This window comes from Ruegeria sp. CDSA236, assembly GCF_059611285.1.
On the sequence record NZ_JBXWPG010000013.1, the window covers coordinates 14,601 to 36,959 of the forward strand.

The 22,359-nt window shown below is 57.0% G+C and carries 24 protein-coding genes; 14 read left to right on the plus strand and 10 right to left on the minus strand.

The features are described from left to right. Window positions 1-144: 144 nt before the first annotated feature. From cpaB to AC2FLB_RS17570, 3 genes are all read right to left on the minus strand, one after another. On the minus strand, window positions 145-1,026 hold the full coding sequence (gene cpaB, locus AC2FLB_RS17560) for a Flp pilus assembly protein CpaB (RefSeq protein WP_142637972.1): 882 nt from the start codon (window positions 1,024-1,026) through the stop codon (window positions 145-147). A 143-nt stretch (window positions 1,027-1,169) separates the two neighbouring features. Beyond that, window positions 1,170-1,379: a hypothetical protein gene (locus AC2FLB_RS17565; protein WP_142637974.1), complete on the minus strand. Its 210-nt coding sequence runs from the start codon at window positions 1,377-1,379 to the stop codon at window positions 1,170-1,172. Window positions 1,380-1,460: 81 nt separating this feature from the next. Continuing rightward, complete coding sequence (locus tag AC2FLB_RS17570) at window positions 1,461-1,667, minus strand: hypothetical protein (RefSeq protein ID WP_142637976.1); 207 nt, start codon at window positions 1,665-1,667, stop codon at window positions 1,461-1,463. Window positions 1,668-2,019: 352 nt separating this feature from the next. On the opposite strand from AC2FLB_RS17570, the gene AC2FLB_RS17575 reads away from it, so the two are divergent. Further along, entirely contained in the window at window positions 2,020-2,886 is an 867-nt protein-coding gene (locus tag AC2FLB_RS17575) for a lytic transglycosylase domain-containing protein (protein WP_496692894.1), read from the plus strand. Window positions 2,887-2,929: 43 nt separating this feature from the next. On the opposite strand, the gene AC2FLB_RS17580 is transcribed toward AC2FLB_RS17575, so the two are convergent. The 5 genes from AC2FLB_RS17580 to tldD form a co-directional block, all read right to left on the minus strand. Further along, window positions 2,930-3,556: a 3-oxoacid CoA-transferase subunit B gene (locus tag AC2FLB_RS17580; protein ID WP_142637980.1), complete on the minus strand. Its 627-nt coding sequence runs from the start codon at window positions 3,554-3,556 to the stop codon at window positions 2,930-2,932. Continuing rightward, window positions 3,556-4,260, minus strand: coding sequence for a CoA transferase subunit A (locus AC2FLB_RS17585; protein ID WP_281973275.1), 705 nt, complete (start codon window positions 4,258-4,260; stop codon window positions 3,556-3,558). Before AC2FLB_RS17585 ends, AC2FLB_RS17580 begins: the two co-directional genes overlap by 1 nt. A gap of 91 nt (window positions 4,261-4,351) precedes the next feature. Further along, window positions 4,352-6,985, minus strand: a complete 2,634-nt coding sequence (topA, locus tag AC2FLB_RS17590; protein ID WP_496692893.1) for a type I DNA topoisomerase — start codon at window positions 6,983-6,985, stop codon at window positions 4,352-4,354. 150 nt (window positions 6,986-7,135) lie between these two features. Further along, window positions 7,136-8,266 (minus strand): DNA-processing protein DprA, encoded by a 1,131-nt coding sequence (gene dprA / locus AC2FLB_RS17595; RefSeq protein WP_271950505.1) that lies wholly within the window; start codon window positions 8,264-8,266, stop codon window positions 7,136-7,138. A 239-nt stretch (window positions 8,267-8,505) separates the two neighbouring features. Then, complete coding sequence (tldD, locus tag AC2FLB_RS17600) at window positions 8,506-9,927, minus strand: metalloprotease TldD (RefSeq protein WP_142637988.1); 1,422 nt, start codon at window positions 9,925-9,927, stop codon at window positions 8,506-8,508. A gap of 176 nt (window positions 9,928-10,103) precedes the next feature. Here tldD and coxB point away from each other — a divergent pair, with 176 nt between their 5' ends. The 12 genes from coxB (at window position 10,104) to AC2FLB_RS17660 (ending at window position 20,670) form a co-directional block, all read left to right on the plus strand. Further along, a complete protein-coding gene (gene coxB / locus AC2FLB_RS17605; RefSeq protein ID WP_142637990.1) occupies window positions 10,104-11,015 on the plus strand; it encodes a cytochrome c oxidase subunit II in 912 nt (303 codons plus the stop codon). An 87-nt stretch (window positions 11,016-11,102) separates the two neighbouring features. Beyond that, window positions 11,103-12,059: a heme o synthase gene (gene cyoE / locus AC2FLB_RS17610; RefSeq protein WP_142637992.1), complete on the plus strand. Its 957-nt coding sequence runs from the start codon at window positions 11,103-11,105 to the stop codon at window positions 12,057-12,059. Further along, complete coding sequence (locus AC2FLB_RS17615; RefSeq protein ID WP_185956706.1) at window positions 12,056-12,217, plus strand: cytochrome c oxidase system small membrane protein; 162 nt, start codon at window positions 12,056-12,058, stop codon at window positions 12,215-12,217. The genes cyoE and AC2FLB_RS17615 overlap by 4 nt, the downstream gene beginning before the upstream one ends. Further along, a complete protein-coding gene (locus AC2FLB_RS17620; protein ID WP_142637994.1) occupies window positions 12,217-12,792 on the plus strand; it encodes a cytochrome c oxidase assembly protein in 576 nt (191 codons plus the stop codon). The genes AC2FLB_RS17615 and AC2FLB_RS17620 overlap by 1 nt, the downstream gene beginning before the upstream one ends. 22 nt (window positions 12,793-12,814) lie before the next feature. After that, window positions 12,815-13,630, plus strand: a complete 816-nt coding sequence (locus tag AC2FLB_RS17625) for a cytochrome c oxidase subunit 3 (protein WP_142637996.1) — start codon at window positions 12,815-12,817, stop codon at window positions 13,628-13,630. Window positions 13,631-13,785: 155 nt separating this feature from the next. After that, window positions 13,786-14,463 carry an SURF1 family protein gene (locus AC2FLB_RS17630; RefSeq protein WP_142637998.1) on the plus strand — a complete coding sequence of 226 codons (678 nt, stop codon included), beginning with the start codon at window positions 13,786-13,788 and terminating at the stop codon, window positions 14,461-14,463. Next, the gene (gene thrC / locus AC2FLB_RS17635) at window positions 14,460-15,848 is read left to right on the plus strand and encodes a threonine synthase (RefSeq protein ID WP_496709761.1); all 1,389 of its coding nucleotides are present in this window, start codon (window positions 14,460-14,462) and stop codon (window positions 15,846-15,848) included. The genes AC2FLB_RS17630 and thrC overlap by 4 nt, the downstream gene beginning before the upstream one ends. After that, window positions 15,845-17,107 carry a M16 family metallopeptidase gene (locus AC2FLB_RS17640; protein ID WP_142638002.1) on the plus strand — a complete coding sequence of 421 codons (1,263 nt, stop codon included), beginning with the start codon at window positions 15,845-15,847 and terminating at the stop codon, window positions 17,105-17,107. Before thrC ends, AC2FLB_RS17640 begins: the two co-directional genes overlap by 4 nt. Further along, window positions 17,107-17,691, plus strand: coding sequence for a GNAT family N-acetyltransferase (locus AC2FLB_RS17645; RefSeq protein WP_496709762.1), 585 nt, complete (start codon window positions 17,107-17,109; stop codon window positions 17,689-17,691). The genes AC2FLB_RS17640 and AC2FLB_RS17645 overlap by 1 nt, the downstream gene beginning before the upstream one ends. A gap of 4 nt (window positions 17,692-17,695) precedes the next feature. Continuing rightward, window positions 17,696-18,322, plus strand: coding sequence for an imm11 family protein (locus AC2FLB_RS17650; protein ID WP_496709763.1), 627 nt, complete (start codon window positions 17,696-17,698; stop codon window positions 18,320-18,322). A gap of 75 nt (window positions 18,323-18,397) precedes the next feature. After that, window positions 18,398-19,216 carry an MBL fold metallo-hydrolase gene (locus AC2FLB_RS17655; protein WP_496709792.1) on the plus strand — a complete coding sequence of 273 codons (819 nt, stop codon included), beginning with the start codon at window positions 18,398-18,400 and terminating at the stop codon, window positions 19,214-19,216. Between the two features lie 38 nt (window positions 19,217-19,254). Continuing rightward, window positions 19,255-20,670: an FAD-binding oxidoreductase gene (locus AC2FLB_RS17660; RefSeq protein ID WP_496709764.1), complete on the plus strand. Its 1,416-nt coding sequence runs from the start codon at window positions 19,255-19,257 to the stop codon at window positions 20,668-20,670. Between the two features lie 12 nt (window positions 20,671-20,682). Here the strand turns inward: AC2FLB_RS17660 and AC2FLB_RS17665 are convergent, their stop codons facing one another. Continuing rightward, complete coding sequence (locus AC2FLB_RS17665) at window positions 20,683-21,222, minus strand: adenine phosphoribosyltransferase (RefSeq protein WP_496709765.1); 540 nt, start codon at window positions 21,220-21,222, stop codon at window positions 20,683-20,685. Window positions 21,223-21,534: 312 nt separating this feature from the next. Here AC2FLB_RS17665 and AC2FLB_RS17670 point away from each other — a divergent pair, with 312 nt between their 5' ends. After that, window positions 21,535-21,708 (plus strand): hypothetical protein, encoded by a 174-nt coding sequence (locus tag AC2FLB_RS17670; RefSeq protein ID WP_281995766.1) that lies wholly within the window; start codon window positions 21,535-21,537, stop codon window positions 21,706-21,708. 4 nt (window positions 21,709-21,712) lie between these two features. Here AC2FLB_RS17670 and AC2FLB_RS17675 read toward each other — a convergent pair whose 3' ends face one another. Continuing rightward, window positions 21,713-22,342 (minus strand): LysE family translocator, encoded by a 630-nt coding sequence (locus AC2FLB_RS17675; protein ID WP_496704002.1) that lies wholly within the window; start codon window positions 22,340-22,342, stop codon window positions 21,713-21,715. Window positions 22,343-22,359: the final 17 nt, after the last annotated feature.

A 22,359-nucleotide genomic window follows, 5' to 3' on the forward strand; every position in this document is an offset into this window, starting at 1 on the left:
TCTGATAACACTGCGCGAATTGAGAATTTATTGCAATAATCAATGGTTTCTGGAATTTTCCTTATGTGGACAATGCGCAACATGCGAACAAATTAGGGCCGCGCAATTCGCGCGGCCCCGGTCATGTAACGCACTGATTTTCTGTTAATTTGTGCAGGGTGTTACTATTCCCGTGTCGACGATCTCGGCACCGCGGCGTGTCTTGACCGTACAGACCTCTTCCGCGATTTTGGGTGCCACGGGGACGACATCTTTAATGCCCAGAAGTTTTCTTTGGTCAACTTCGACCGCGCTTGCGATTGTGTCGTCTTGCACGCCAACCAGCGCCAAAGACAGGCGGCCGGTGTTCTGAGCCTGAGCCAGTGCCGCGATTTGTTCTGGAGTAGCAGCGACCGTAACGGTGCGCGCGATCGTGGCTCCGGTCAGATCGGACCCGGCGCTCTGGTCAACAGCGATCAACTCAATGCTGGTTTGAATCAGGCGGGTGATTTCACCGCGCGACCCATCGATTCCGCCACCATACGAACCGGTCCAATAAACATCGATACTGTCCCCAGGGCGAAGGAAGCCGGATACGCCCGAGGCAACGTCCACGCTGATTGCAAATGCGCGCTTACCTTTCGCGATTCGTGATGTCAGACCCGCTGCCTCGCCTGGTTTGGTTACTTTGACCTCCATCAGGGCTTCGTCTTTTTCCATGGTCCTCAGAACGAAGCGGTCGCCACTGGCGTCCTCTGGAAACAGGACGGCCATTTCAAGGAAGCTTCCTTCGGGAATTGCATCCTCAGGCCATTTCACGATCCGCACATCTTCAGCGGCCAGACGCTCACCATATTTAAGAGCACGGTTCGAAACCAGAACGTCCACCGTCGGGACGGACTTAACATTTGCCAATGCTTCCTGAGCCGCCAAACGTTCTCTGGCCAATTCCGCCTGATACTGAGAAATATAGTCCCGCGCCATATAAACAGCTCCTCCTGCCAGAGCCACCCCAACAATCAGGACAAGTCCAAATACTGCACGCATGCGCGTTCCCTCATTTATTTGTATGCGATGTCAGTCGTCATAGGGAATACGACTTCAACTGACTATTGGTTACAGGAGAATTGTGTCGAAAAGGGGGACAATGAAGTATTTTTTTGACGCCCGTGTCCTTAGTGCCAGATTGATCAATCTGATTCCGATGCCTGTTCCTGATTCGCAGAATAGACCTCTATACCGCGAAGTGCGTTACCCGTCTCGGTATCGACGTGTTGTACCCCGCCCGTCAAGTTGAATACGGTGACAAGTCCAAGGCCGACCAGCGCAGCAGTAAGCACCACCCAATCAACGGTGATTGCGCCATGTTCCCCGGATAAGAATTTTGAAATACCCTTCATCGCAGGACCTCGTCTTTTTTCTATAAAAAAGGGGGCCGCGATCTGACGAGCGCAGCCCCCTTCAAAATTCTATCTAAATAATTACGGGGTTGTTGGGCCCGCGTTAGGTGCAGTAACAACAACACCCGTCAGGGCGGTGTCAATGTCGCCCGCCAGATCGTCGACACCGTCGCTAACCTGTGTCCAAGCAACAGCGGCCAGGCCAACAACAGCTGCGGTCAGAACGACCCAGTCTACTGTTACGGCGCCGTCTTCGTCAGTGGTGAAGTTCTTGATGAACTTGATCATGTTACGTCCCTCCTAAAGGATCTAATAAGTCTAATGAACCTCGGCGTCTTCCAGAGCTTCGTCTCTCAGTCCGCTCCCGATCGTCTCGGTATGGCATTATGTTTGCCTGTTGGGCGTGGCAGGAATTGGGCCAAACCCCAAATTTTTGTGCCTCAGCTTAACTTTTTGGTAGCTTTCCGTTTAACTGATTGAAATTAAAGTAATAAAAATATTCCCTCCGTACGAGTACCGATAAAACCCGATGCAAAATGGCGCCAAATGAGGCGAAATTGCCCCAATTCACATTGTTTTTCTGGCCTTACAGACAGATTCGGGGTTCAAATTGACGCAAAAGAGAACGTGAGGCAGGCAAATGAATCTCCGGAACGCAATAACTTGCGCCGGCTTGGCGCTGGCAGTGGTGTCCGCACCTGTGTCTGTCCCCGCCAACGAAGTCGAACCGCGTGGCGTATATAAACGGATCAAAGCACCTAAACCCGGCCAACGTCCGCGCATTACCGTTCAGATATCGCCTACAGAACATGCCTCAGCACCTTCGGCGCCCAGCACAGGGGCTGAGATCGTAGTTCCTGAGATTATCGCGAGGACACGTGTTACGCCTCCGGGGCTTCCGGGAATTACGCCGCAAAACAAACCCGTCGGATCATATAAAGCGTTCTGGGACAGGATCTCACCCGGGATAGATGAGGCCAGTTCGGGTCGTTTGCAGGACTCGATAAATGCGCTTGCCGCCATAAACGTAGCCTCGCCCCGATTGCAGACGCTTCAGAATATTGCTCAACGGCAGGGGATCGACATTTTACGCTCGACCGTAGGGACAAATGTGTCGCCTGCGTTGGTGCTGGCCGTCATCTCGGTTGAATCGGCGGGCCGGGAGAAGGCGGAAAGTTCGGCCGGAGCGCAGGGGCTGATGCAGCTTATGCCCGCGACCGCGAAACGATTTGGGGTCGAGGACAGCCTTCACCCGGGGCAGAACATCTCGGGCGGAGTGAAATACCTGAACTGGCTGATGGAAGAGTTTGGAAACGACCCGATCCTGGTCCTGGCCGGATATAATGCGGGCGAGGGTGCGGTTCGCAAACATGGTGGTGTACCGCCTTATGCGGAAACACGGGATTATGTGCCCAAGGTTCTCGCGGCTTTTCAGGTGGCGCGAGCGCTGTGTTCGACACCGCCCGAGTTGATTTCTGACGGGTGCGTGTTTCAGGCTCTTAATTGACCAAGGCCCACACTGAAGTGGGCCTTGCCATTAGGTGAATTGATCAGTCGACAATCGTCGCCTGTGTCGCGGCGCGCATCTCATCTTCGCTGACACCATCTGCGAGCTCTACGATCTTCAGGCCGCCATCGACCACATCCAGAACTCCAAAATTGGTGATGATGCGATCCACAACACCCTTGCCGGTCAGCGGCAGGGTGCACTCTTTCAGCACTTTCGATTCACCGTGTTTGTTGGTGTGATCCATAACCACGATCACACGTCCGACGCCTGCAACCAAATCCATCGCGCCGCCCATGCCTTTGACCAGCTTGCCGGGAATCATCCAGTTGGCCAGATCGCCTTTTTCATCCACTTCCATGGCACCCAGGATTGCCGCGGCGATTTTGCCGCCCCGGATCATGGCGAAAGACGTAGCGCTGTCGAAATAAGCAGTCCGAGAAAGTTCGGTGATCGTCTGCTTGCCTGCGTTGATCAGGTCCGGGTCTTCGTCGCCCTCGAAAGGAAAGGGACCCATACCAAGCATTCCGTTTTCGGATTGCAGGGTGATATCCTTGTCGCCAACATAATTTGCCACCAGCGTCGGGATACCGATGCCGAGGTTTACATACATGCCGTCTTCGAGCTCTTGCGCTGCGCGGGCGGCCATCTGATTGCGGTCCCAGGGCATTATGCGTCCTCCTTCTTGCGGGTGGTGCGCTGTTCGATGCGCTTTTCGTGATTGCCCTGAATGATGCGATGCACGTAAATTCCAGGTAGGTGGATCATGTCAGGGTCCAGAGAGCCACGGGGCACGATCTCTTCAACTTCGACCACACAGATCTTGCCGCAAGTGGCGGCGGGCACGTTGAAGTTTCGGGCGGTCTTGCGGAACACCAGATTGCCGGTGTCGTCGGCTTTCCACGCCTTGATAATCGCCAGATCTGCAAAAATACCTTCTTCGAGAATATAGGTCTCGTCGTTGAAGTCTTTGTGTTCTTTCCCATCGGCAATAACAGTGCCTACGCCCGTTTTTGTGTAGAAACCCGGGATCCCGGCACCACCTGCGCGCATCCGTTCGGCCAGGGTGCCTTGAGGGTTGAATTCCAGTTCAAGCTCACCGCTGAGGTACTGACGCATGAATTCGGCGTTTTCGCCCACATATGAACTGATCATCTTTTTGACCTGCTTCGTTTGCAGCAGGATACCGATACCGAAATCGTCCACGCCCGCATTGTTCGAGGCAAAGGTCAGGTCTTTGGCACCCGAGGTCTTGATTGCCTCAAGCAGCAGCTCGGGAATCCCGCACAGGCCAAACCCGCCAGCGGCGATCAACATGCCATCCGAAAGCACGCCATCGAGCGCTTCGTTGGCATTGGCATAGATTTTCTTCATGGAAAACTCCCCCAATGAGATGGTGTTGGGCAGGTTGTGCCGTCACGTCACGGGGAAGTCAATGAAACCGGGCGAAGGGTGGTATTTCTACCTAACCGGCCTTCTTGGTTGTCTTCTTGGCGGCTTTTTTCTTGGGCGCCGCCTTTTTCTTGGTCCCTTTCAGGGCCGCGCGCTCATTGACCAGTTCGATGGCCATTTCCTGCGTTACGTCCTCGGGTTTGATGTCTTTGGGAATGGTCGCGTTGACCTTTTCCCACTTCACATATGGACCATAGCGCCCATCCAGAACCTGCATGGCGCCACCATCGGGATGTTCCCCCAGTTCTTTCAGCGCTTTGGCCGCAGCCCGGCGTCCGCGCCCCGGATTGGAGCGCTTTTCAGCAAGCAATTCGACCGCGCGGTTCATGCCGATCTCGAACACGTCATTGGGGTCTTTGAGGTTTGCGTAAACCGGTTTGGCCTCGTCCGCCAGCTGGTGCATCAGATATGGTCCGAACCGCCCGAAATTCGAGCTGATCATACCGCCCTCGGGGTGCTCACCAATCTGGCGGGGCAGGGATAGCAATGTCAGCGCCTTGTCCAGATCCATATCATCCTTGCTCCAGCCACGTGGCAGCGAGGCGCGCGGAGGTTTCTTGTTCTCGGGCGTTGGCTCTCCACGTTGAACATAAGGTCCGAACCGGCCGGTCTTCAGCCAGATATCATCACCCGAATCTTCACCCAGCAGGCGCTCTTCACCCTCGGCACCTTCACCGGCGATAGGACGGGTATAGGTGCATTCGGGATAGTTGCCGCAGCCGACGAACCCGCCAGTGCGTGAAGTTTTCAGGTGCAACTGGCCTGCGCCGCATTTCGGACAGACACGCGGGTCAGATCCATCCTCGCGTGGCGGATAGAGCTGCGGTGCCAGTGCTTCGTCCAGTTTGTCCAGCACTTCGGAAATGCGCAGTTCCGATGTCTCGCCAATCGCGGCCGAGAAGTCGCGCCAGAATTTGCCCAACAGATCCTTATAGTCCCGATCACCTGCACTCACATCGTCCAGCTGTTCTTCCAGATTGGCGGTGAATTCATAACCGACATACTGACGGAAGAAGTTCAGCAGAAAAATCGTGACGATCCGCCCCTTTTCTTCGGGGATCAGCCGGTTCTTGTCCTTGCGTACATATTCCCGGTCCTGAATCGTTGTGACAATCGAGGCATAGGTCGACGGTCGCCCGATCCCCAACTCTTCCATCCGCTTGACCAACGTCGCCTCGGTATAGCGCGGCGGCGGTTGAGTGTGATGTTGCAGTGCCAGAACTGATTCATTGTCTGACAGAATGGCCTCTTTCGCGGCCCGGTCCGTGCCATCGCTTGTCGCTTTGGTGAACTGATCCCGCAACGTGGTTTTAGAGAACCGTGCAGGGTCGCCCTGCATGATCTGGGGCAGGCGTTTGTCATCCTCATCGGCGACATCATCGCGGCCTTCTTCATAGACACGCATGAACCCGTCAAACATCACCACCTGACCGGTCGCGCGCAGGCCAACCTGCCCATCTTCGCTTCCGATTTCGACAGTTGTGCGTTCCAGCCGGGCAGCGGCCATCTGGCAGGCAATGGTGCGTTTCCAGATCAGGTCATAGAGCTTGCGCTGATCGTCGTCCGTTACCTTCAGCGCTTTGGCATCGCGGGTCATATCCGTAGGCCGGATGCATTCGTGGGCTTCCTGCGCGTTCTTTGCCTTGTTCTTATAGATGCGAGGGCTGTCCGGCACATATTCCGCGCCATAGCGGTCGGCGATGGTCTCGCGCGTAGCCGCCACGGCCTCGGGGGCCATGTCGATGCCATCGGTTCGCATATAGGTAATGTAGCCGGCCTCATACAAGCGCTGTGCCACTTGCATCGCGTGACGCGCACCCATGCCGAACTTGCGGCTGGCCTCTTGCTGCAGGGTCGAGGTCATGAAGGGTGCGCTGGGATTTCGAGCGGCGGGTTTCGCCTCGACCGAAGTGACACTGAGCGCGCGGCTGGTGATCGCCTGCACCGCCAGTTCGGCCTGGGTTGAGTTGGACAGATCGTGCTTGTCCAGCTTTTTACCGGCCAGAGTGACCAGGCGCGCCTCATAGGTCTGACCGCGCGGCGTTTCGAACAGGGCACGCACCGACCAGTATTCAACCGGCTTGAACGCCTCGATCTCCATCTCGCGCTCGACGATCAGGCGCAGGCAGACCGATTGCACGCGACCAGCGGATTTCGCGCCGGGCAGCTTGCGCCATAGAACGGGCGACAGGTTGAAGCCCACGAGATAGTCCAATGCACGGCGGGCCAGATAGGCCTCGACCAGCGGCATGTCGACTTGACGTGGGTTCTGCATCGCCTCGGTCACCGCATCTTTGGTGATGGCGTTGAAGGTCACTCGGCTGACCGGCGTATCTTTCTTGATCGAGCGGCGCTTGGTCAGCGCTTCTTGCAGGTGCCAACTGATCGCCTCCCCCTCACGATCGGGGTCGGTGGCGAGGATCAGGGCGTTGTCTTCTTTCAGCGCGTCGGCGATGGCTTTGACATGTTTGCGGCTGTCGTTCCCGACCTCCCATTTCATCGCAAACTCATCCTCGGTATCGACCGAGCCATCTTTGGGCGGCAGATCTCGAACATGGCCGTAAGACGCCAGAACCGTGTAGTCCGGGCCAAGATATTTATTGATTGTTTTGGCCTTGGCAGGGGATTCTACAACAACTACAGGCATTTAAGGGGAAACCTCGCTCGACGGAATTGGCGCCTTCTATGAGTGTGCAAGATGTGTAGGGCAAGAGCGAATTGTCAATGCGTTCCTTTGAAGGCAAGGATTTATACGCGATTACAATGGGATACATGTGTAAGATTGGATATCCAACACTCAGGCGGTCAATGACAGAAGACCCCCGGGTTGGCGTTGAATACGTCCGTCCAGTTCCAGATCGACCAAAACCGGGGCAATTTCACCCGCCGTTGCCTCAACATCGCGGATCAACTGGTCTTCGGCGATAGGAGAGGGGCCGAGCCGGGTCAGAATTAGGCGTTCCAAGTCATTGGTTGAGCATGGTGTGCGGGGTAAATTCTTTTGGAGCATTTGCTGGGGTTCGAATAGGTTCGCTTGCTGCGGTAGCGCTTCGATCACATCTTCTGCAGACCTTATCAAAGTAGCACCGTCGCGGATCAGCAGGTTGCAGCCAGCCGCACGCGCGTCAAACGGGTGTCCGGGCACAGCCAGAACATCGCGCCCCTGGTCCAAGGCGTCGCGCGCTGTAATCAGGCTGCCGGATTTGGCGGCGGCTTCGACCACAATAACGGCCTTTGCCAGGCCCGAGATGATCCGGTTGCGACGCGGGAAATGGCGCGCCTGTGGCGTGACGCCCATGGGTTGCTCCGAGACGCGCAGCCCGGAACCTGCGATTTCAGCGGCAAGATCGGTATTTTCAGCAGGGTAAACCACGTCGACCCCCCCCGCCATAACGGCGATGGTGCCTGTTTCAACCGTGGCTAGGTGCGCCGCGGTATCAATCCCGCGGGCCAGGCCAGAAACGATCACATAACCCTGTTTTCCCAGATCGGTCGCCAATCCGCGCGCCATTCGCGCGCCCAGAGATGAGCAGTTGCGGGCACCGACCATAGCGACCGAGGGGCGCTGTAAAAGAGAGGTGTCACCGATTGCCCACAACATTGGCGGAGCATCATTCAGATCATGTAAAGCGGATGGGAAATCGGCGGACCCTAGGCACAAAAGCCGCGCATTGGCAGCTTTTGCGGCCTTGAGTTCCGCCTCAATCACGCCGGGCGGGCAGATTTCATACCCTTCTATTCCGGCAGCGCGTGCCATTTCCGGCAGCGCGGCCAGCGCATTCTGCGCCGAGCCATGTTCGCGAAGCAGCCGCCGAAACGTCGCCGGGCCCACTTTGCGAGAACGCAACAGACGAAGCCAGGAAAACCGATCCTCTTCCGTGGTGGGTGGGAGTGTGGGGTGATTGGAAGAAAGCTGCTCTTCGGTCATCCGTTGCTCCGTCTGATTGCAGAACTGGTTTACGGCTGCCAGGGTTAACAGCGTGTGAATCCCGTCAAATTTTCCGGATATATTTCGAGTCTCGGTTGTCTCAGTTGCGTAGGTTGTTGAAAAACAACGGCAAAAAATACAGCCGAGTCGGAAGTCGGAAAACGCCTCTCCGCAAAGTATCAATGCATATCCAAAGCGGGGCGTTAACCCTGCGCTTTGGAAGCAGTGACCGATTCTACTTAGGCCGCCGATCCTCCAATCGTCAGCCCATCCATCAGGACCGTAGGTTGACCGACGCCCACGGGCACCCATTGGCCATCCTTGCCACACGTGCCCATTCCCGGATCCAAGGCCATGTCGTTGCCCAACCCGCGAACGCGTTTGAGGGCAGAGGGGCCATCGCCAATCAATGTTGCCCCTTTGACCGGCGCGCCGATTTTGCCGTTTTCAACCCGGTATGCCTCGGTACAGGAAAACACAAATTTGCCGTTGGTGATATCCACCTGACCGCCGCCAAAGCCTACGGCCCAGATGCCATCCTTTATATCGGCTACCAAAGCGGCGGGATCGGCATCGCCACCCAGCATGATTGTATTTGTCATCCGTGGCATTGGTTTATGGGCATAGCTTTGACGCCGCCCATTCCCGGTTGGCGCAACACCCATCAGACGGGCGTTCTGGCGATCCTGCATATATCCGGTCAGGATGCCGTCTTCGATCAGCACCGTGCGCGAACTGGGTGTGCCCTCATCATCGACGCTGATTGACCCGCGCCGGTCTGCGATTGTGCCGTCATCAACGACCGTAACACCTTTGGACGCGATCTGTTGACCCATCAGCCCGGCAAAGGCGGAACTGCCCTTGCGATTGAAATCCCCTTCAAGGCCGTGGCCAATCGCTTCGTGCAGCAAGATGCCGGGCCAGCCAGGGCCCAGTGCGACCTCCATCACGCCCGCAGGGGCGGGAACAGCCTCGAGGTTGACCATGGCGATGCGAAGGGCCTCGCGGGCTTTATCCTGCCAGTCGGTTGGATCGATCAGCCCGTCCAGGCCGATCCGGCCACCTCCACCGGTCGAGCCGCTCTCACGACGGCCGTTCTGTTCTACGATGACCGAGATATTCAACCGGGTCATGGGGCGGACATCGCGGACCAGAATGCCGTCAGGGCGTAGAATCTCAACCTCCTGCACCGCAGCAGCAATAGTGGCGCTGACCTGTACTACACGCGGATCAAGATCACGGGCAAAGGCGTCAATCTCGCGCAATGTTTCGATTTTGACGGGGAAGCTGGCAGATTCGATTGGGTCTTCGTCTGTATAAAGGCGCTTGTTGGTGGCCCGGGGGGCATCAGCTAGCGTTCCGCCACCATCACCGACCGCCAGCCGCGCGGTCTCGGCGGCCCGTTTCAGGGCAGGAATCGAGACGTCCGTTGAATGCGCATAGCCTGCCACTTCGCCCTGCACGGCGCGCAGGCCGAAACCTTCGGACGCGTCATAAGAAGCGGTCCGCAAGCGCCCGTCATCAAAGACCAGAGACTCGGATTTCCGGCGTTCAACGTACAGTTCTCCGTCCTCGGCCCCGGCGGTGGCGGATTGCAGTACCGCAAGCGCTTCGTCATGTGGAAGAGCGCTTTCAAACGGGCGAAACGGGTCGTTGGGCATCTCTTGGGACCTTTCGAGTTTGATCCAGATCAAAAATAGCGTCTGTTTGACGCAAGCATTTTGCTTTATCTACCCGCAGGAATATGGTTTTTAACGCGGCCAAAGACAACGGGTGAGGTGTGGCCGATTCACACCTTTTCGCCAGGGACGCAAAGATCAAACGATCAGGACAGAAAATGAAGAACGCTTTGAAGCTTTCGGGGCTTATGACAGCCCTCTCCAGCCTTCCCGCCATGGCTCAGGAGCTTGAGATTATTGGTCAGCCGGTTGACGGCGGCATAGGATTCCAGCCTGCAGCCACTAGCCTTGCCGAGGGGATTCATCGCCTGGATAATATGATTCTGGTGATTATTACCGCGATCTGCATATTCGTTGCGGGCCTGCTGGTTTACTGCATCATGCGTTATAACCAACGCGTCAACCCGACCCCGGCGCGATTCTCGCACTATACTCCGGTCGAGATCGTCTGGACGTTGGGTCCGATTCTGATTCTGGTATTCATCGGTGCTTTCTCTCTGCCGGTTCTGTTCAAGCAGCAGGAAATTCCCGAAGGTGATGTCGTTATCAAGGTTGTCGGCAACCAGTGGTATTGGACATATGAGTATGTCGATCACGATTTTGCATTCGACAGCTATCTGCTCGGCCATCCGGCCACGTTGGACGAAGGTACCCGCCCCGCCGATGCGGACGTGACGGCGTTTGTCCTGGATGACGCGATGCGGGCCAAGCTGGCAGACGCAGGGTATAGCGACGATGAGTGGCTGCTGGCCACCGACACAGCGGTAGTTGTCCCGGTTGGCAAGGTCATCGTGATGCAAGTTACTGCGTCCGACGTGATCCATTCCTGGACCATTCCGTCCTTCGGTGTGAAGCAGGACGGTGTACCAGGACGCCTGGCCGAGCTGTGGTTTGAGGCCGAAAAGGAAGGCATCTATTTCGGCCAGTGTTCGGAACTGTGCGGCAAAGACCATGCCTATATGCCGATCACTGTCAAAGTTGTCAGCCAAGAGGCGTATGACGCGTGGCTGAAAGGTGCGATCGACGAGTATGCGGGCCTGCCGCAGAACTATCAGGTCGCTTCGAACTGATTTCAGTAAGGGCGGGATGCGTCCCGCCTGCTACAAGATGCAGGCTGTGCGAGAGATCGCACAGCCTTCGCCCCAAAAGGACCCGAGATGAGCGACGCAAGCATCAATGCAAGCCAAACGACCGCCCAAGCGTATGCGAATGAGGCCAGCTTTGGCGATTACTTCGCCCTGCTGAAGCCGCGCGTGATGTCGCTGGTTGTATTCACGGCGCTTGTTGGTCTGCTGGCAGCGCCGGTACCGGTACATCCGTTCGTTGGGTTCTGCGCGATATTGTTCATTGCCATCGGAGGTGGCGCATCCGGCGCGCTGAACATGTGGTGGGATGCAGATATCGACCGCGTTATGAAGCGCACCAAAGGTCGCCCCATACCGTCGGGCAAGGTACAAGAGGGCGAAGCGATGGCCTTGGGCCTGGCACTGTCCGGCCTGTCGGTGATCATGTTGGGTCTTGCAACCAACTGGTTCGCCGGAGCCTTTCTGGGCTTCACCATCTTCTTCTATGTCGTTGTCTACACGATGTGGCTCAAGCGCTCGACGCCACAGAACATCGTGATTGGCGGCGCAGCTGGGGCTTTCCCGCCGGTCATCGGTTGGGTCGCTGCAACCGGATCCATGTCCGTCGAACCTTGGCTGATGTTTGCCCTCACCTTCATGTGGACGCCGCCGCATTTCTGGGCGCTGGCCCTGTTTATGCGGTCGGATTACGACGATGCGGGTGTGCCGATGTTGACGGTAACCCATGGTCGGCGGGCGACGCGCTGGCATATTCTGGTCTACACCGTTCTGCTGGCAGTGCTTGCGATTGGAACCGGCTTTTCGGCAATCGGCGGTCCGATCTATCTGACTGTCGCTATTGTACTGAACGCGTTGTTCCTGCGCGGAGCATGGGCAATCTCGCGTCGGACCGAGGATGACTCCGAGGCTGATAACTTCAAAGTTGAGCGTGGCTTTTTCAAGCTCTCGCTGCTGTATCTTTTCCTGCATTTCGGCGCGATCCTTGCCGAAGCACTGCTGAAGCCTTACGGGCTGGGAGGCTGGGCATGAGCCTGCGCAAAAGCCATGAGTTGCATCAACGTCGGTTCAGCCGAAATCTGGGCGTTGGCCTGACGCTTGCTGCATTCATCGTGCTGATCTTTGGGCTGACGATCGTCAAAGTCTCAGGGACCGATTTTAACAGGGCCATGCAAGAGGTGCAGAACTGATGGCGCTCACGGGGCCGCAAAAAACCGTCGTGCAAACTGTCGGCGTTGTTGTTCTGATGGGCAGTCTCGCCTGGGCTTCGGTACCGTTTTACGACTGGTTTTGCCGGGTCACCGGGTATGGCGGCACAACCGGAGTGGCTGAAGCCGCGCCAGAGGACATCCTTGAGCGCACTGTTACCGTTCGCTTTGACGCCTCAAAGGCGAAAGACATGGCCTGGGAATTTAAGCCGGTCGAGCGCCAGATGGAAATCCGCATCGGTGAAACGGGCCTGGCCTTCTATGAGGCATATAACCCCACGGACCGCCCGATTGCCGGTCAGGCTTCTTACAACGTTGCGCCTTATTCGGCCGGTGGGTATTTCCAGAAGATCGCCTGTTTCTGTTTTGAAGAACAGGTGTTGCAACCCGGAGAACGGGTTCAGATGCCGGTGAGCTTTTTCGTCGATCCCGAAATGGTCGAGGATCTGGAAGCCAAATATGTGCATACGATCACTCTGTCGTATACATTCTACGAAATTGACCTGCCCGAGGGCTATGCCGCCCTTGATGTTCAGGCTGATACAAACAAGAACTAACGCCTGTAGGTGAGGGACGCTGATGGCACACGCAAAAAATCATGATTACCACATTCTGACCCCTTCGATCTGGCCACTGATCGGCGCCGCGGGCGGCTTTGTAATGTTGTTCGGGGCCGTCCTCTGGATGCACGGCGTCACCTCCTACATGTTCTGGGCCGGTCTTGTTGCGGTTCTTTACACCATGTTCGCCTGGTGGTCCGAAGTGGTGGCCGAAAGCCGTGTAGGCGATCACACGCCGGTCGTGCGCATTGGCTTGCGCTATGGGTTCATCCTGTTCGTTATGTCCGAGGTGATGTTCTTCTTCGCCTGGTTCTGGTCGTTCTTCAAACACCGCATGTACCCGATGTACGACTATGCGGGCACCGAGTACATCCAGCCGGATATCCACGCGGTTGACCCGTTCCACTTGCCGCTGATCAACACGCTGGTCTTGCTGCTTTCGGGCTGTGCCATCACCTGGGCACACCACGCGCTGGTGCATGACAATGACCGCAAGGCGCTGATCAACGGCCTCGCTATTGGTATCGTTTTGGGCATCGCCTTTACCGCTCTGCAGGGCTTTGAGTACTACGAATTGCTGGCCCATGAGGGCTGGAAATTCGGTGGTGATCAGTTCTATTCGAACTTCTTCATGGCAACCGGCTTTCACGGCTTCCACGTGATTATCGGCACCATCTTCTTGTCGGTCTGTTTGATCCGGGCGCTGAAGGGTGATTTCACGCCGGAAAAGCACGTCGGTTTCGAGGCCGCGGCCTGGTACTGGCACTTTGTTGACGTTGTCTGGCTGTTCCTGTTCTTCGCAGTCTATATCTGGGGACAAGCCCCTTTGATCTGACGCCGGACCGGTAACAAAATTGCAAAAGCCGCCCCCACGGGCGGCTTTTTCTCTATCAGGGTGCAAGATTGCACCCGATACAAATGGGTGGTTGCAATTCAGTTCACACCGCCCTTAACAAGACGCCGGTTTCTGCAACAAGGTTTGACCCCGCCATGCGCCGCATAACTTTCCTGCTGATCTTCGGGCTCGCCGGTCTGGGCGTACTTGTGTCGCTGGGCGTCTGGCAGGTACAGCGGCTTGGGTGGAAACAAGACGTGTTGGCCGAGATTAACGACCGGATCTCCGCCGAACCTGTTTCCCTGCCGCAGCAGCCTTCCGAGACACGGGACAAGTACTTACCGGTTTTCGTCCAGGGTGAGATGCAGCCGGGTGAAATCCATGTTCTGGTTTCGGTGAAACAAGTAGGCGCTGGCTATCGAGTTATCCAAGCTTTCGATACTGGCGACCGGACTATTCTGGTCGATCGCGGTTTTATCCCAACCACTGCCAAACAGGTTGAAAGACATACCGGGCAGATCGAACTGACGGGCAATCTGCACTGGCCGGATGAGATCGACGGCTATACGCCCGAACCCGATTTGTCTGCTAATATCTGGTTTGCCCGCGATGTTCCCGCTCTTGCCGCAGCTCTGGGAACCGACCCGGTTCTGCTGATCGCACGGTCCCAAACCGATCCGAATGTGACCCCTCTGCCAGTGGACACTGCGGGCATCCCGAATGATCATCTGGGATACGCGATCACATGGTTTGGCCTGGCTTTGGTCTGGGCTGCGATGACTGGTTATTTCCTGTGGCGCGGTCGCGCCCCATCAGAAAGTGAAGCGCAATGAAATATGTCTCAACCCGCGGGCAGGCGCCCGAACTGAGTTTTGAAGAGGCGATGCTGACCGGGCTGGCCCGCGACGGCGGCCTGTATCTGCCCGCCGAGATCCCGGTGATGAGCCAGGATGACATCGCTGCTTTGGCCGGCCTGTCCTATGAGGAGATCGCCTTTCGTGTGATGTGGCCCTATGTCAGCGGATCATTTGAGGAAGATGAGTTCAAACAGATCATTGCCCGCGCCTATAAAGGGTTCGGCCATGACGCCCGCGCACCGTTGAAGCAGTTGAACGAGAACCACTTCCTGCTGGAGTTGTTTCACGGCCCGACACTGGCCTTCAAAGACTTCGCCATGCAGCTAATCGGTCAGTTGTTCCAGGTAGCGCTAAAGCGTCGCGGGGATCGGGTGACTATCGTGGGCGCGACCAGCGGTGATACCGGTTCTGCCGCGATTGAGGCGTTCCGGGGGCTGGATGCGGTAGACGTGTTTATCCTGTATCCGCATGGCCGCGTTTCCGAGGTGCAGCGTCGTCAGATGACCACACCTTCGGACAGCAATGTGCATGCTCTGGCCGTCGACGGGGACTTTGACGACTGTCAGGCCGCGCTGAAAGATATGTTCAACGATTTCGACTTCCGTGACGGTGTGAAACTGGCGGGGGTGAACTCGATCAACTTTGCCCGCGTGCTGGCACAGATCGTCTATTACTTCTCAGCCGCGGTCAGCCTTGGCGCGCCACATCGCAAGGTCAGCTTTACCGTGCCTACGGGTAATTTCGGGGACATCTTTGCGGGCTATCTGGCCAAACGCATGGGCTTGCCGATTGACCGGTTGGTAGTGGCGACCAACCAGAATGACATTCTGCATCGGTGTCTGGCAGGCGAAGGGTATTTCAAGGGAGACACGATCCCTTCGATCAGCCCTTCGATGGATATTCAGGTCAGCTCGAACTTTGAACGGGCGCTGTATTATGCCTATGACGAGGATGGCAATTCTGTGGCTCAGCTGATGGACGAGCTGATGACGGGCGGCTTCAATGTCAGCCAAGGCGCGATGGAAGCGTTGCGCGAAAGCTTCGACTCGGGCCGCGTGTCCGAAGAGGAAACACTGGCGACGATCACAGCCACGCTGGCCCACAGCACCGAACTGGTCTGCCCCCATACTGCCGTGGGTATCAAAGTTGCCGAGGAGCACCGCGACGCGAACGTCCCGATGATCACTTTGGCAACCGCACACCCGGCCAAGTTCCCGGCTGCGGTCGAGAAGGCGAGCGGCGTACATCCGCCTCTTCCCTCTCGCATGTCTGATCTGTATGAACGTCCAGAACGGGTGACCCGCATCGCCAATGATCTGGGCGCCCTTGAGGATCATATCAAAGGGCATATCGCCGAGTGACTGTCAGACAAGACCAACTGAAGAACGGCTTCCGTATCGTCAGTGAACATATGCCGGGGCTGCAATCTGCGGCCATAGGCATCTGGGTAACCGCCGGTGCGCGCAATGAGCGGATCGAACAGAATGGCATAGCCCATTTCCTTGAGCATATGGCGTTCAAGGGAACCAAACGGCGATCCGCGCTGCAAATTGCCGAAGCGATCGAGGATGTGGGCGGGTATATCAACGCCTATACTTCGCGCGAAGTGACGGCCTATTACGCGCGCGTTCTAAAAGACGATGTGGCGCTGGCGATGGATGTCATCGGTGACATCGTCCTGAACCCGATCTTCGATCCGCGCGAGATTGAGGTCGAACGCGGTGTGATCCTACAGGAAATCGGTCAGGCCTATGACACGCCCGACGATGTAATCTTTGACTGGCTGCAAGAGCAAAGCTATCACGATCAGCCCTTGGGCCGGACCATACTTGGCCCCACTGAACGCGTCAGCGCATTCTCGCGCGAGGATCTGTCGGGTTTCGTGGCCGAGCATTATGGCCCTGAACAGATGATCCTATCCGCTGCTGGTGCGGTGGATCACGATGCACTGATGAAAACGGCCGAAGAGATGTTTGGTCACCTGCAACCACGCAAGGGTTTGATCCCTGAAGTGGCCCGATTTACCGGTGGTGAGGCGCGGCAGGAGAAAGAACTGGAGCAAGCTCATTTCGCTTTGGCGCTGGAAAGCCCCGGCTATCGCGACGACGCGATCTATACCGCGCAGATTTATTCGACCGCGCTGGGCGGGGGTATGTCTTCGCGCTTGTTTCAGGAAGTTCGGGAAACACGCGGGCTTTGCTATACGATCTTTGCCCAGGCCGGCGCCTATGCCGACACCGGGACAACCACGATCTACGCGGGCACATCTGCGGATCAGATCGGTGAGTTGGCGACGATCACCATTGACGAAATGAAACGTGCCGCCGAGGATATGAGCCCCGAAGAGGTCGCCCGTGCTCGTGCGCAAATGAAGGCCGGAATGCTGATGGGGTTGGAAAGCCCCTCGAACCGGGCCGAGCGACTGGCGCGTCTGGTGCAGATCTGGGGACGGGTGCCGTCGCTTGAGGATACAGTCGCCAAGATTGACGCGGTCAGCACCGAAGATGTCCGCAGCTTTGCTGAACAGATAGCAGCACAAGCGCCAGCGGCGCTGGCGCTGTATGGTCCGGTATCAGGTGCACCCACACTCGCGGACTTGCAGGAGAGGCGCGCGGCGTGATGCTTCTGGGCAGACGCAAGCTGAAACTTGAAACCGAGCGGCTCAGCTTGCGCCCGCCCGTGCACTCCGACTTTAATGACTGGGCAGCGCTGCGGCGCTCGTCCAGAGATTTTCTGACCCAGTGGGAGCCGATCTGGGCTTCGGATCATCTGAGCCGGAAGTCCTTTACCAACCGGGTCTACTGGGCGCAGCGATCTGTTGCGAGCGGGACGGCGATTCCGTTGTTCCTGTTCCGGCGCTCTGATGACCTGCTGGTCGGTGCGATCACCCTGGACAATGTGCGCCGTGGCCCAGCACAGGCGGGGACCCTGGGCTATTGGACGGGTCAGGCTTTTGCTCGCAACGGCTATATGCGCGAAGCTATTGGCGCGGTGGTCCATCATGCCTTCACGCGGTTGGACCTGAGCCGGATCGAGGCGGCGTGTTTGCCCGAAAACAAACCTTCGCGTGGGTTGTTGGAAAGCTCGGGCTTTAAGTACGAAGGCGTGGCGCAATCCTATCTGCAGATCGACGGGCGCTGGCGAACGCATGTGTTGTATGCTTGCCTGCGGTCAGACCGGCGCGGCAAGACAGACGCAGGGTAGGACCATGGCGCGGGCGAAACAGCCAATGATTTGGATCAGCCGTGCGATGGTAAGCGTTTCAAGCATCAAAGGATTTGAGGCAGACGTTGTTTTGAACGACAGGGAGCGAGCCGTTGAAGCAATGAAGCGGAACAGACTTGGCGAACCGCAGCCGGAGGATTGCTTCCCCAAAGAAGTGTACGCGAAATACAAAGACAAAAAGGAAAAGAAGCAGCCAGACCTCTTTATGGCTGGAGGGCTATGGACGGTCTCTGCGGCCTGCGCTGATGTGATGCGCCAATTCGACCTTGGTGACGGAAATCTCTATCCAGTCAAACTGTTTCAACACGATCGTACCACACCGGTTGAGGGCGAGTATTTCTGCTTGAACTTTGGGGCCCAAAAAACGGCTGTGCTGACCGATCAATCACCGCGTATCACAAAGCCTTACCCAAATTATGATATCTGGCAGCCGCCCGGCGCAATGCAAGACAAGGACATCGCCGTGAGTTTGTCTGCGTTGGATGGGCCCGACATCTGGATCGACACACAAATGCGCGACGCGTTTTTTGTGAGCGACGCATTGGCACAGGCCTTGCGTGCGGCGAAGGTCTCACGCCCGTTCAGGCTACGTAAGTGCATCGTGGTTTGAGGCACTTCAACCCGCGGAAAGTTCAATTTCACTTTGCGGTCGCGATTCAACCGTGCTCTGCGCTACAATCACGTCATGCGCTGGGTGGTTTTTGCATTTTTGGTGATCTCGGGCGGGGCTGTGGCACAGGAGCGTCGGCCAAGCCATTGCATCGCCATTGCGGATGCGGCGCCGGGGATCGAGTACCTGCATAAAGCAGCCTGGCAGGATCCGGTGCCGGAGCATTCGGTTCGGATCAGCTATGTCGCGCATGCGTCTTTCCTGATCCAGACGCAGGGCGGGTTGAACGCCGTGACGGATTTCACCGGGTTCATCGGCGGGGCCAGTCTGATTCCCGATGTGGTGACGATGAACCACGCCCATGGCACCCATTGGACCGAATACCCCGATCCCGCCATTCCGCATGTGCTGGAGGGGTGGGGCGTGTTCGGGGAGGGGATCGAACATCATCTGGATCTGGACGAGATGCTGGTGCGCAATGTCTCGACCGATATCCGTTCTGTTTATGGCGGGGTCGAAGAACGTGGCAATTCGATCTTTGTGTTTGAGGTGGCGGGCTTGTGTATCGGGCATTTGGGTCATCTGCACCACGTCCCATCGGACGCGCAATTTGCGGCCCTTGGGCGGTTAGATGTTGTCATGGCCGCCGTTGATGGCGGGACGACCATGCCGCTGCCCGAAATGATCTCTGTTCTGAAACGATTGAAAAGCTCGGTCATTATTCCGATGCATTGGTTTTCGGACTATTCGCTGGATCGGTTTCTGGCGGATGTCAGGGGCGATTTCCCGGTTGAGCGCGATGGCGTGTCGGAAATCACCGTATCCCTGCGCTCACTTCCGGACCGGCCAACGGTGGTTGTGTTAGAGCCGCAATACCTGATCGAGTTGGAATAGGGCTTGTCGGGACCTGTTGCCTTGGGCAAGGAATGGGCATGACCCTGAATCCCGCAGACGATCAATTCGCCCAATCAATTCGCGCCGCCTTGCCGGATGAAGTGCTGCGACCGGTCACCGCGCGATATCTCGAGGAGCCGCGCCGTCGGATTTCCGGGCAGGCGGGGGTGCTTGCGGTGCCCAGAACGGCCGAGGAGGTGGCGTTTCTGATCCGATTGGCTGCCGAGGCATCGGTCCCAGTGGTGCCATATGGGGGCGGCACCGGTGTGGTTGGCGGTCAGGTGACGTCGGACGGGCCTGCGCCTTTGCTAATCTCGCTAGAGCGGATGACAGCGATCCGGGCTGTCTATCCGACAGAGAATGTGATGATTGCAGAAGGTGGTGTGATCCTTGCAGATGTGCAGGCGGCTGCCGAAGGTGCGAACCGGTTATTTCCACTTTCCCTTGCCTCACAGGGGTCATGTAGGATCGGAGGGAACCTGTCGACAAATGCAGGGGGGGTAAACGTGTTGCGCTATGGAAACGCCCGTGACCTGTGTCTGGGCCTTGAGGCGGTTCTACCAAGCGGCGAAATCTGGCATGGGCTCAGCCGGTTGCGAAAGGACAATACCGGGTATGATCTGCGCAATCTTTTGATTGGGGCCGAAGGGACGCTAGGGATCATCACTGCGGCGGCACTCAAGCTGTTTCCCCGTCCTGAGGCGGTTGGAACGGCCATGGTTCAGGTCACCTCTGCCGAAGCGGCGGTTGATTTGCTGGCGCTGGCGCGGGACCTCATGGGCGACAGCGTCAGCGCATTTGAACTGATTCACCAACAGGGGCTTTTGTTCCTGAGTGAGGTTCTGCCAGAGACGCGGCAGGCTTTTGCCGAGCCGCCCGAATGGTCTGTACTGATCGAGATTGGCTTGTCGATGGGACAATCACCTGAAACCGCGTTTGAGGTGCTGTACGAGGCCGCTGACGCACGTGGGCTGGTCACCGATGCGGTGATTGCACAAAGCGAGGCGCAGCGGCAGGACATGTGGGCCGTGCGCGAGCGTATTCCGGATGCAAACCGGCTGATCGGGTCGGTCTCAAGCCACGATATCTCGGTGCCGATCTCGGCCATCCCAGAATTTATCCGGCGTGGTGCAGATGTTGTGGCCGCGCTTGGTCCGTATCGGGTGAACTGCTTCGGGCATCTGGGCGACGGGAACCTACATTACAATGTGTTTCCGCCAAACGGGCATTCCCGGTCAGAGTATGACGCCGAAAGTGCGAAGGTAAAAAGGGCCGTTCATGACCTTGTGCATGAGTTCCAGGGGTCGGTCAGCGCCGAGCACGGTATCGGGCGATTAAAGACCGATGATTTGGAACGATATGGCGATCCGGCCAAACTGAGTGCGATGCAGGCGATCAAATCGGCGCTGGACCCCAAAGGGATCATGAATCCCGGCGCGGTCCTGCGATTGTAAGTGCGGGATCCGTCAGAGTCCTTCGAATTCGCACAGGACATGAACATCCATGCCCATCTCTTCCAGAACCTTGCGCCCGCCCAATTCTGGCAGGTCGATGATGAAGGAACATGACACGATCTGGCCGCCCAGCCGTTCGATCAGTTTGATCCCGGCGGCGGCGGTGCCTCCGGTGGCCAGCAGGTCATCCACGACAAGAATTTTCTCACCCGGCTGGATGGCGTCATCGTGAATCTCGACAATGGCCTCGCCATATTCCAGCGTGTAATCTTGGCTGATTGTTGTGCCGGGCAGCTTGCCCTTTTTGCGGATGGGGACGAAACCGACGCTCAGCTGATGAGCGATGGCGCCGCCCAAAATGAAACCGCGCGCCTCAAGCCCCACGACCTTGTCGATCTGTTCGCCAGCATAGGGGTGCAACATCTGGTCAATCGCCATGCGAAACCCGCGCGGGTCCGCAAACAAGGTGGTGACATCCCGAAACATGATCCCTTCGTGCGGAAAATCGACGATGGTTCGGATGTAATCCTTGACCGACTTGTTTCTTGACATGACCAACCCCTTCTGGTGTCAAAACACGCTGGGTTGTTTGGCCCATCGGGGACGGTCATGCAAGAACAGAATGAATGTGCTGGCTTGCAATCTTCCTAGAACGTGCGATTGCCTATCTCACCGAAAAAACCAGATAGGTTTCCCAAGACGTCGTCTTTTTTAGCCAATGCGTTGGTTCCGAAAAAGAATTACCTGAATTGAACACAGGCTACTTGCAAAGATTCCGCAAGGTTGTTAGCTGCCCATCATATGTTTTCTATATACTTAGTATATACGTTTCATTCCTTCTGAAGTCTTTTGGAGACAAAGTGCATGTCAGGGACAGATCGTAAGGTTTCAGCCAAAAAGGACAGCCAGCTGGTTCTGCGGCTGGATCGTGGCGAGCGCGATGCTTTTGTAGAGCTGTGCAGGGAACTCGACACGTCGGCGGCGCGAGAAATCAGGCGGTTTATTCGCGGATTTATGAATGATCACACTGCAGAATAGGCCCTCAGGCCGGGCGACGCAGGATTGATGTGGCGATCCCCATACCGATCAGGGTCAATCCCCCGAAACGCGTCAATGCGCGAATGGTGCTTGCGCGGCCGATCATATGGCGCAGCCGATCTGCCAAAAGGGCATAGGCCAATGCATTCAACCAGGCCAACCCGACGAAGGTGCCTATCAGGATCGCGAATTGAGGGCCCAAAGGTTCAGTTGGGCGCAGGAATTGCGGCACGAAGGCGATAAAGAACGCAATCGATTTGGGGTTCAGGGCGGTTACAGCGGCCGCGTGACCAAAGACGCCTCGCGCAGTGATATCTGCGCCGGGTTCAACCGCCTGCAGCCCCGCCGACGGTGCGCTGCGCAGTAACTTGATGCCCAGCCAGACCAGATAGGCCGCGCCGACCCACTTTAGGACAGAAAACAACGTAGCTGAGGCCAGCACCAACGCCCCCAATCCCAGCAATGAGGCCGTCATGGCCACCAAATCGCCAACCGCCACCCCGGTGGCCGAGGCTACGGCAACGCTGCGGCCTTTGGAGAGCGCATAGCTGAGCACCAGCAGAACAGTGGGGCCGGGGATCAGTAGCAAAGCGGTGGATGCAGCCACAAAAGCCAGCCAGATGTCAAAGGGCATGTGATCTCCGATTATGA

What these genes read in the sequence shown, in the direction of transcription:
- AC2FLB_RS17575 (WP_496692894.1), top strand. Translation starts at nt 2,020, where the DNA reads ATGAATCTCCGGAACGCAATAACTTGCGCCGGCTTGGCGCTGGCAGTG.
- AC2FLB_RS17630 (WP_142637998.1), top strand. Translation starts at nt 13,786, where the DNA reads ATGCGCCGCATAACTTTCCTGCTGATCTTCGGGCTCGCCGGTCTGGGC.
- AC2FLB_RS17660 (WP_496709764.1), top strand. Translation starts at nt 19,255, where the DNA reads ATGACCCTGAATCCCGCAGACGATCAATTCGCCCAATCAATTCGCGCC.
- AC2FLB_RS17570 (WP_142637976.1), bottom strand. Translation starts at nt 1,667, where the DNA reads ATGATCAAGTTCATCAAGAACTTCACCACTGACGAAGACGGCGCCGTA.
- coxB (WP_142637990.1), top strand. Translation starts at nt 10,104, where the DNA reads ATGAAGAACGCTTTGAAGCTTTCGGGGCTTATGACAGCCCTCTCCAGC.
- dprA (WP_271950505.1), bottom strand. Translation starts at nt 8,266, where the DNA reads ATGACCGAAGAGCAGCTTTCTTCCAATCACCCCACACTCCCACCCACC.
- AC2FLB_RS17670 (WP_281995766.1), top strand. Translation starts at nt 21,535, where the DNA reads ATGTCAGGGACAGATCGTAAGGTTTCAGCCAAAAAGGACAGCCAGCTG.
- AC2FLB_RS17585 (WP_281973275.1), bottom strand. Translation starts at nt 4,260, where the DNA reads ATGAAGAAAATCTATGCCAATGCCAACGAAGCGCTCGATGGCGTGCTT.
- tldD (WP_142637988.1), bottom strand. Translation starts at nt 9,927, where the DNA reads ATGCCCAACGACCCGTTTCGCCCGTTTGAAAGCGCTCTTCCACATGAC.
- AC2FLB_RS17665 (WP_496709765.1), bottom strand. Translation starts at nt 21,222, where the DNA reads ATGTCAAGAAACAAGTCGGTCAAGGATTACATCCGAACCATCGTCGAT.
- AC2FLB_RS17620 (WP_142637994.1), top strand. Translation starts at nt 12,217, where the DNA reads ATGGCGCTCACGGGGCCGCAAAAAACCGTCGTGCAAACTGTCGGCGTT.
- topA (WP_496692893.1), bottom strand. Translation starts at nt 6,985, where the DNA reads ATGCCTGTAGTTGTTGTAGAATCCCCTGCCAAGGCCAAAACAATCAAT.
- cyoE (WP_142637992.1), top strand. Translation starts at nt 11,103, where the DNA reads ATGAGCGACGCAAGCATCAATGCAAGCCAAACGACCGCCCAAGCGTAT.
- AC2FLB_RS17650 (WP_496709763.1), top strand. Translation starts at nt 17,696, where the DNA reads ATGGCGCGGGCGAAACAGCCAATGATTTGGATCAGCCGTGCGATGGTA.
- AC2FLB_RS17655 (WP_496709792.1), top strand. Translation starts at nt 18,398, where the DNA reads ATGCGCTGGGTGGTTTTTGCATTTTTGGTGATCTCGGGCGGGGCTGTG.
- AC2FLB_RS17675 (WP_496704002.1), bottom strand. Translation starts at nt 22,342, where the DNA reads ATGCCCTTTGACATCTGGCTGGCTTTTGTGGCTGCATCCACCGCTTTG.
- AC2FLB_RS17615 (WP_185956706.1), top strand. Translation starts at nt 12,056, where the DNA reads ATGAGCCTGCGCAAAAGCCATGAGTTGCATCAACGTCGGTTCAGCCGA.
- AC2FLB_RS17565 (WP_142637974.1), bottom strand. Translation starts at nt 1,379, where the DNA reads ATGAAGGGTATTTCAAAATTCTTATCCGGGGAACATGGCGCAATCACC.
- AC2FLB_RS17625 (WP_142637996.1), top strand. Translation starts at nt 12,815, where the DNA reads ATGGCACACGCAAAAAATCATGATTACCACATTCTGACCCCTTCGATC.
- thrC (WP_496709761.1), top strand. Translation starts at nt 14,460, where the DNA reads ATGAAATATGTCTCAACCCGCGGGCAGGCGCCCGAACTGAGTTTTGAA.
- AC2FLB_RS17645 (WP_496709762.1), top strand. Translation starts at nt 17,107, where the DNA reads ATGCTTCTGGGCAGACGCAAGCTGAAACTTGAAACCGAGCGGCTCAGC.
- cpaB (WP_142637972.1), bottom strand. Translation starts at nt 1,026, where the DNA reads ATGCGTGCAGTATTTGGACTTGTCCTGATTGTTGGGGTGGCTCTGGCA.
- AC2FLB_RS17580 (WP_142637980.1), bottom strand. Translation starts at nt 3,556, where the DNA reads ATGCCCTGGGACCGCAATCAGATGGCCGCCCGCGCAGCGCAAGAGCTC.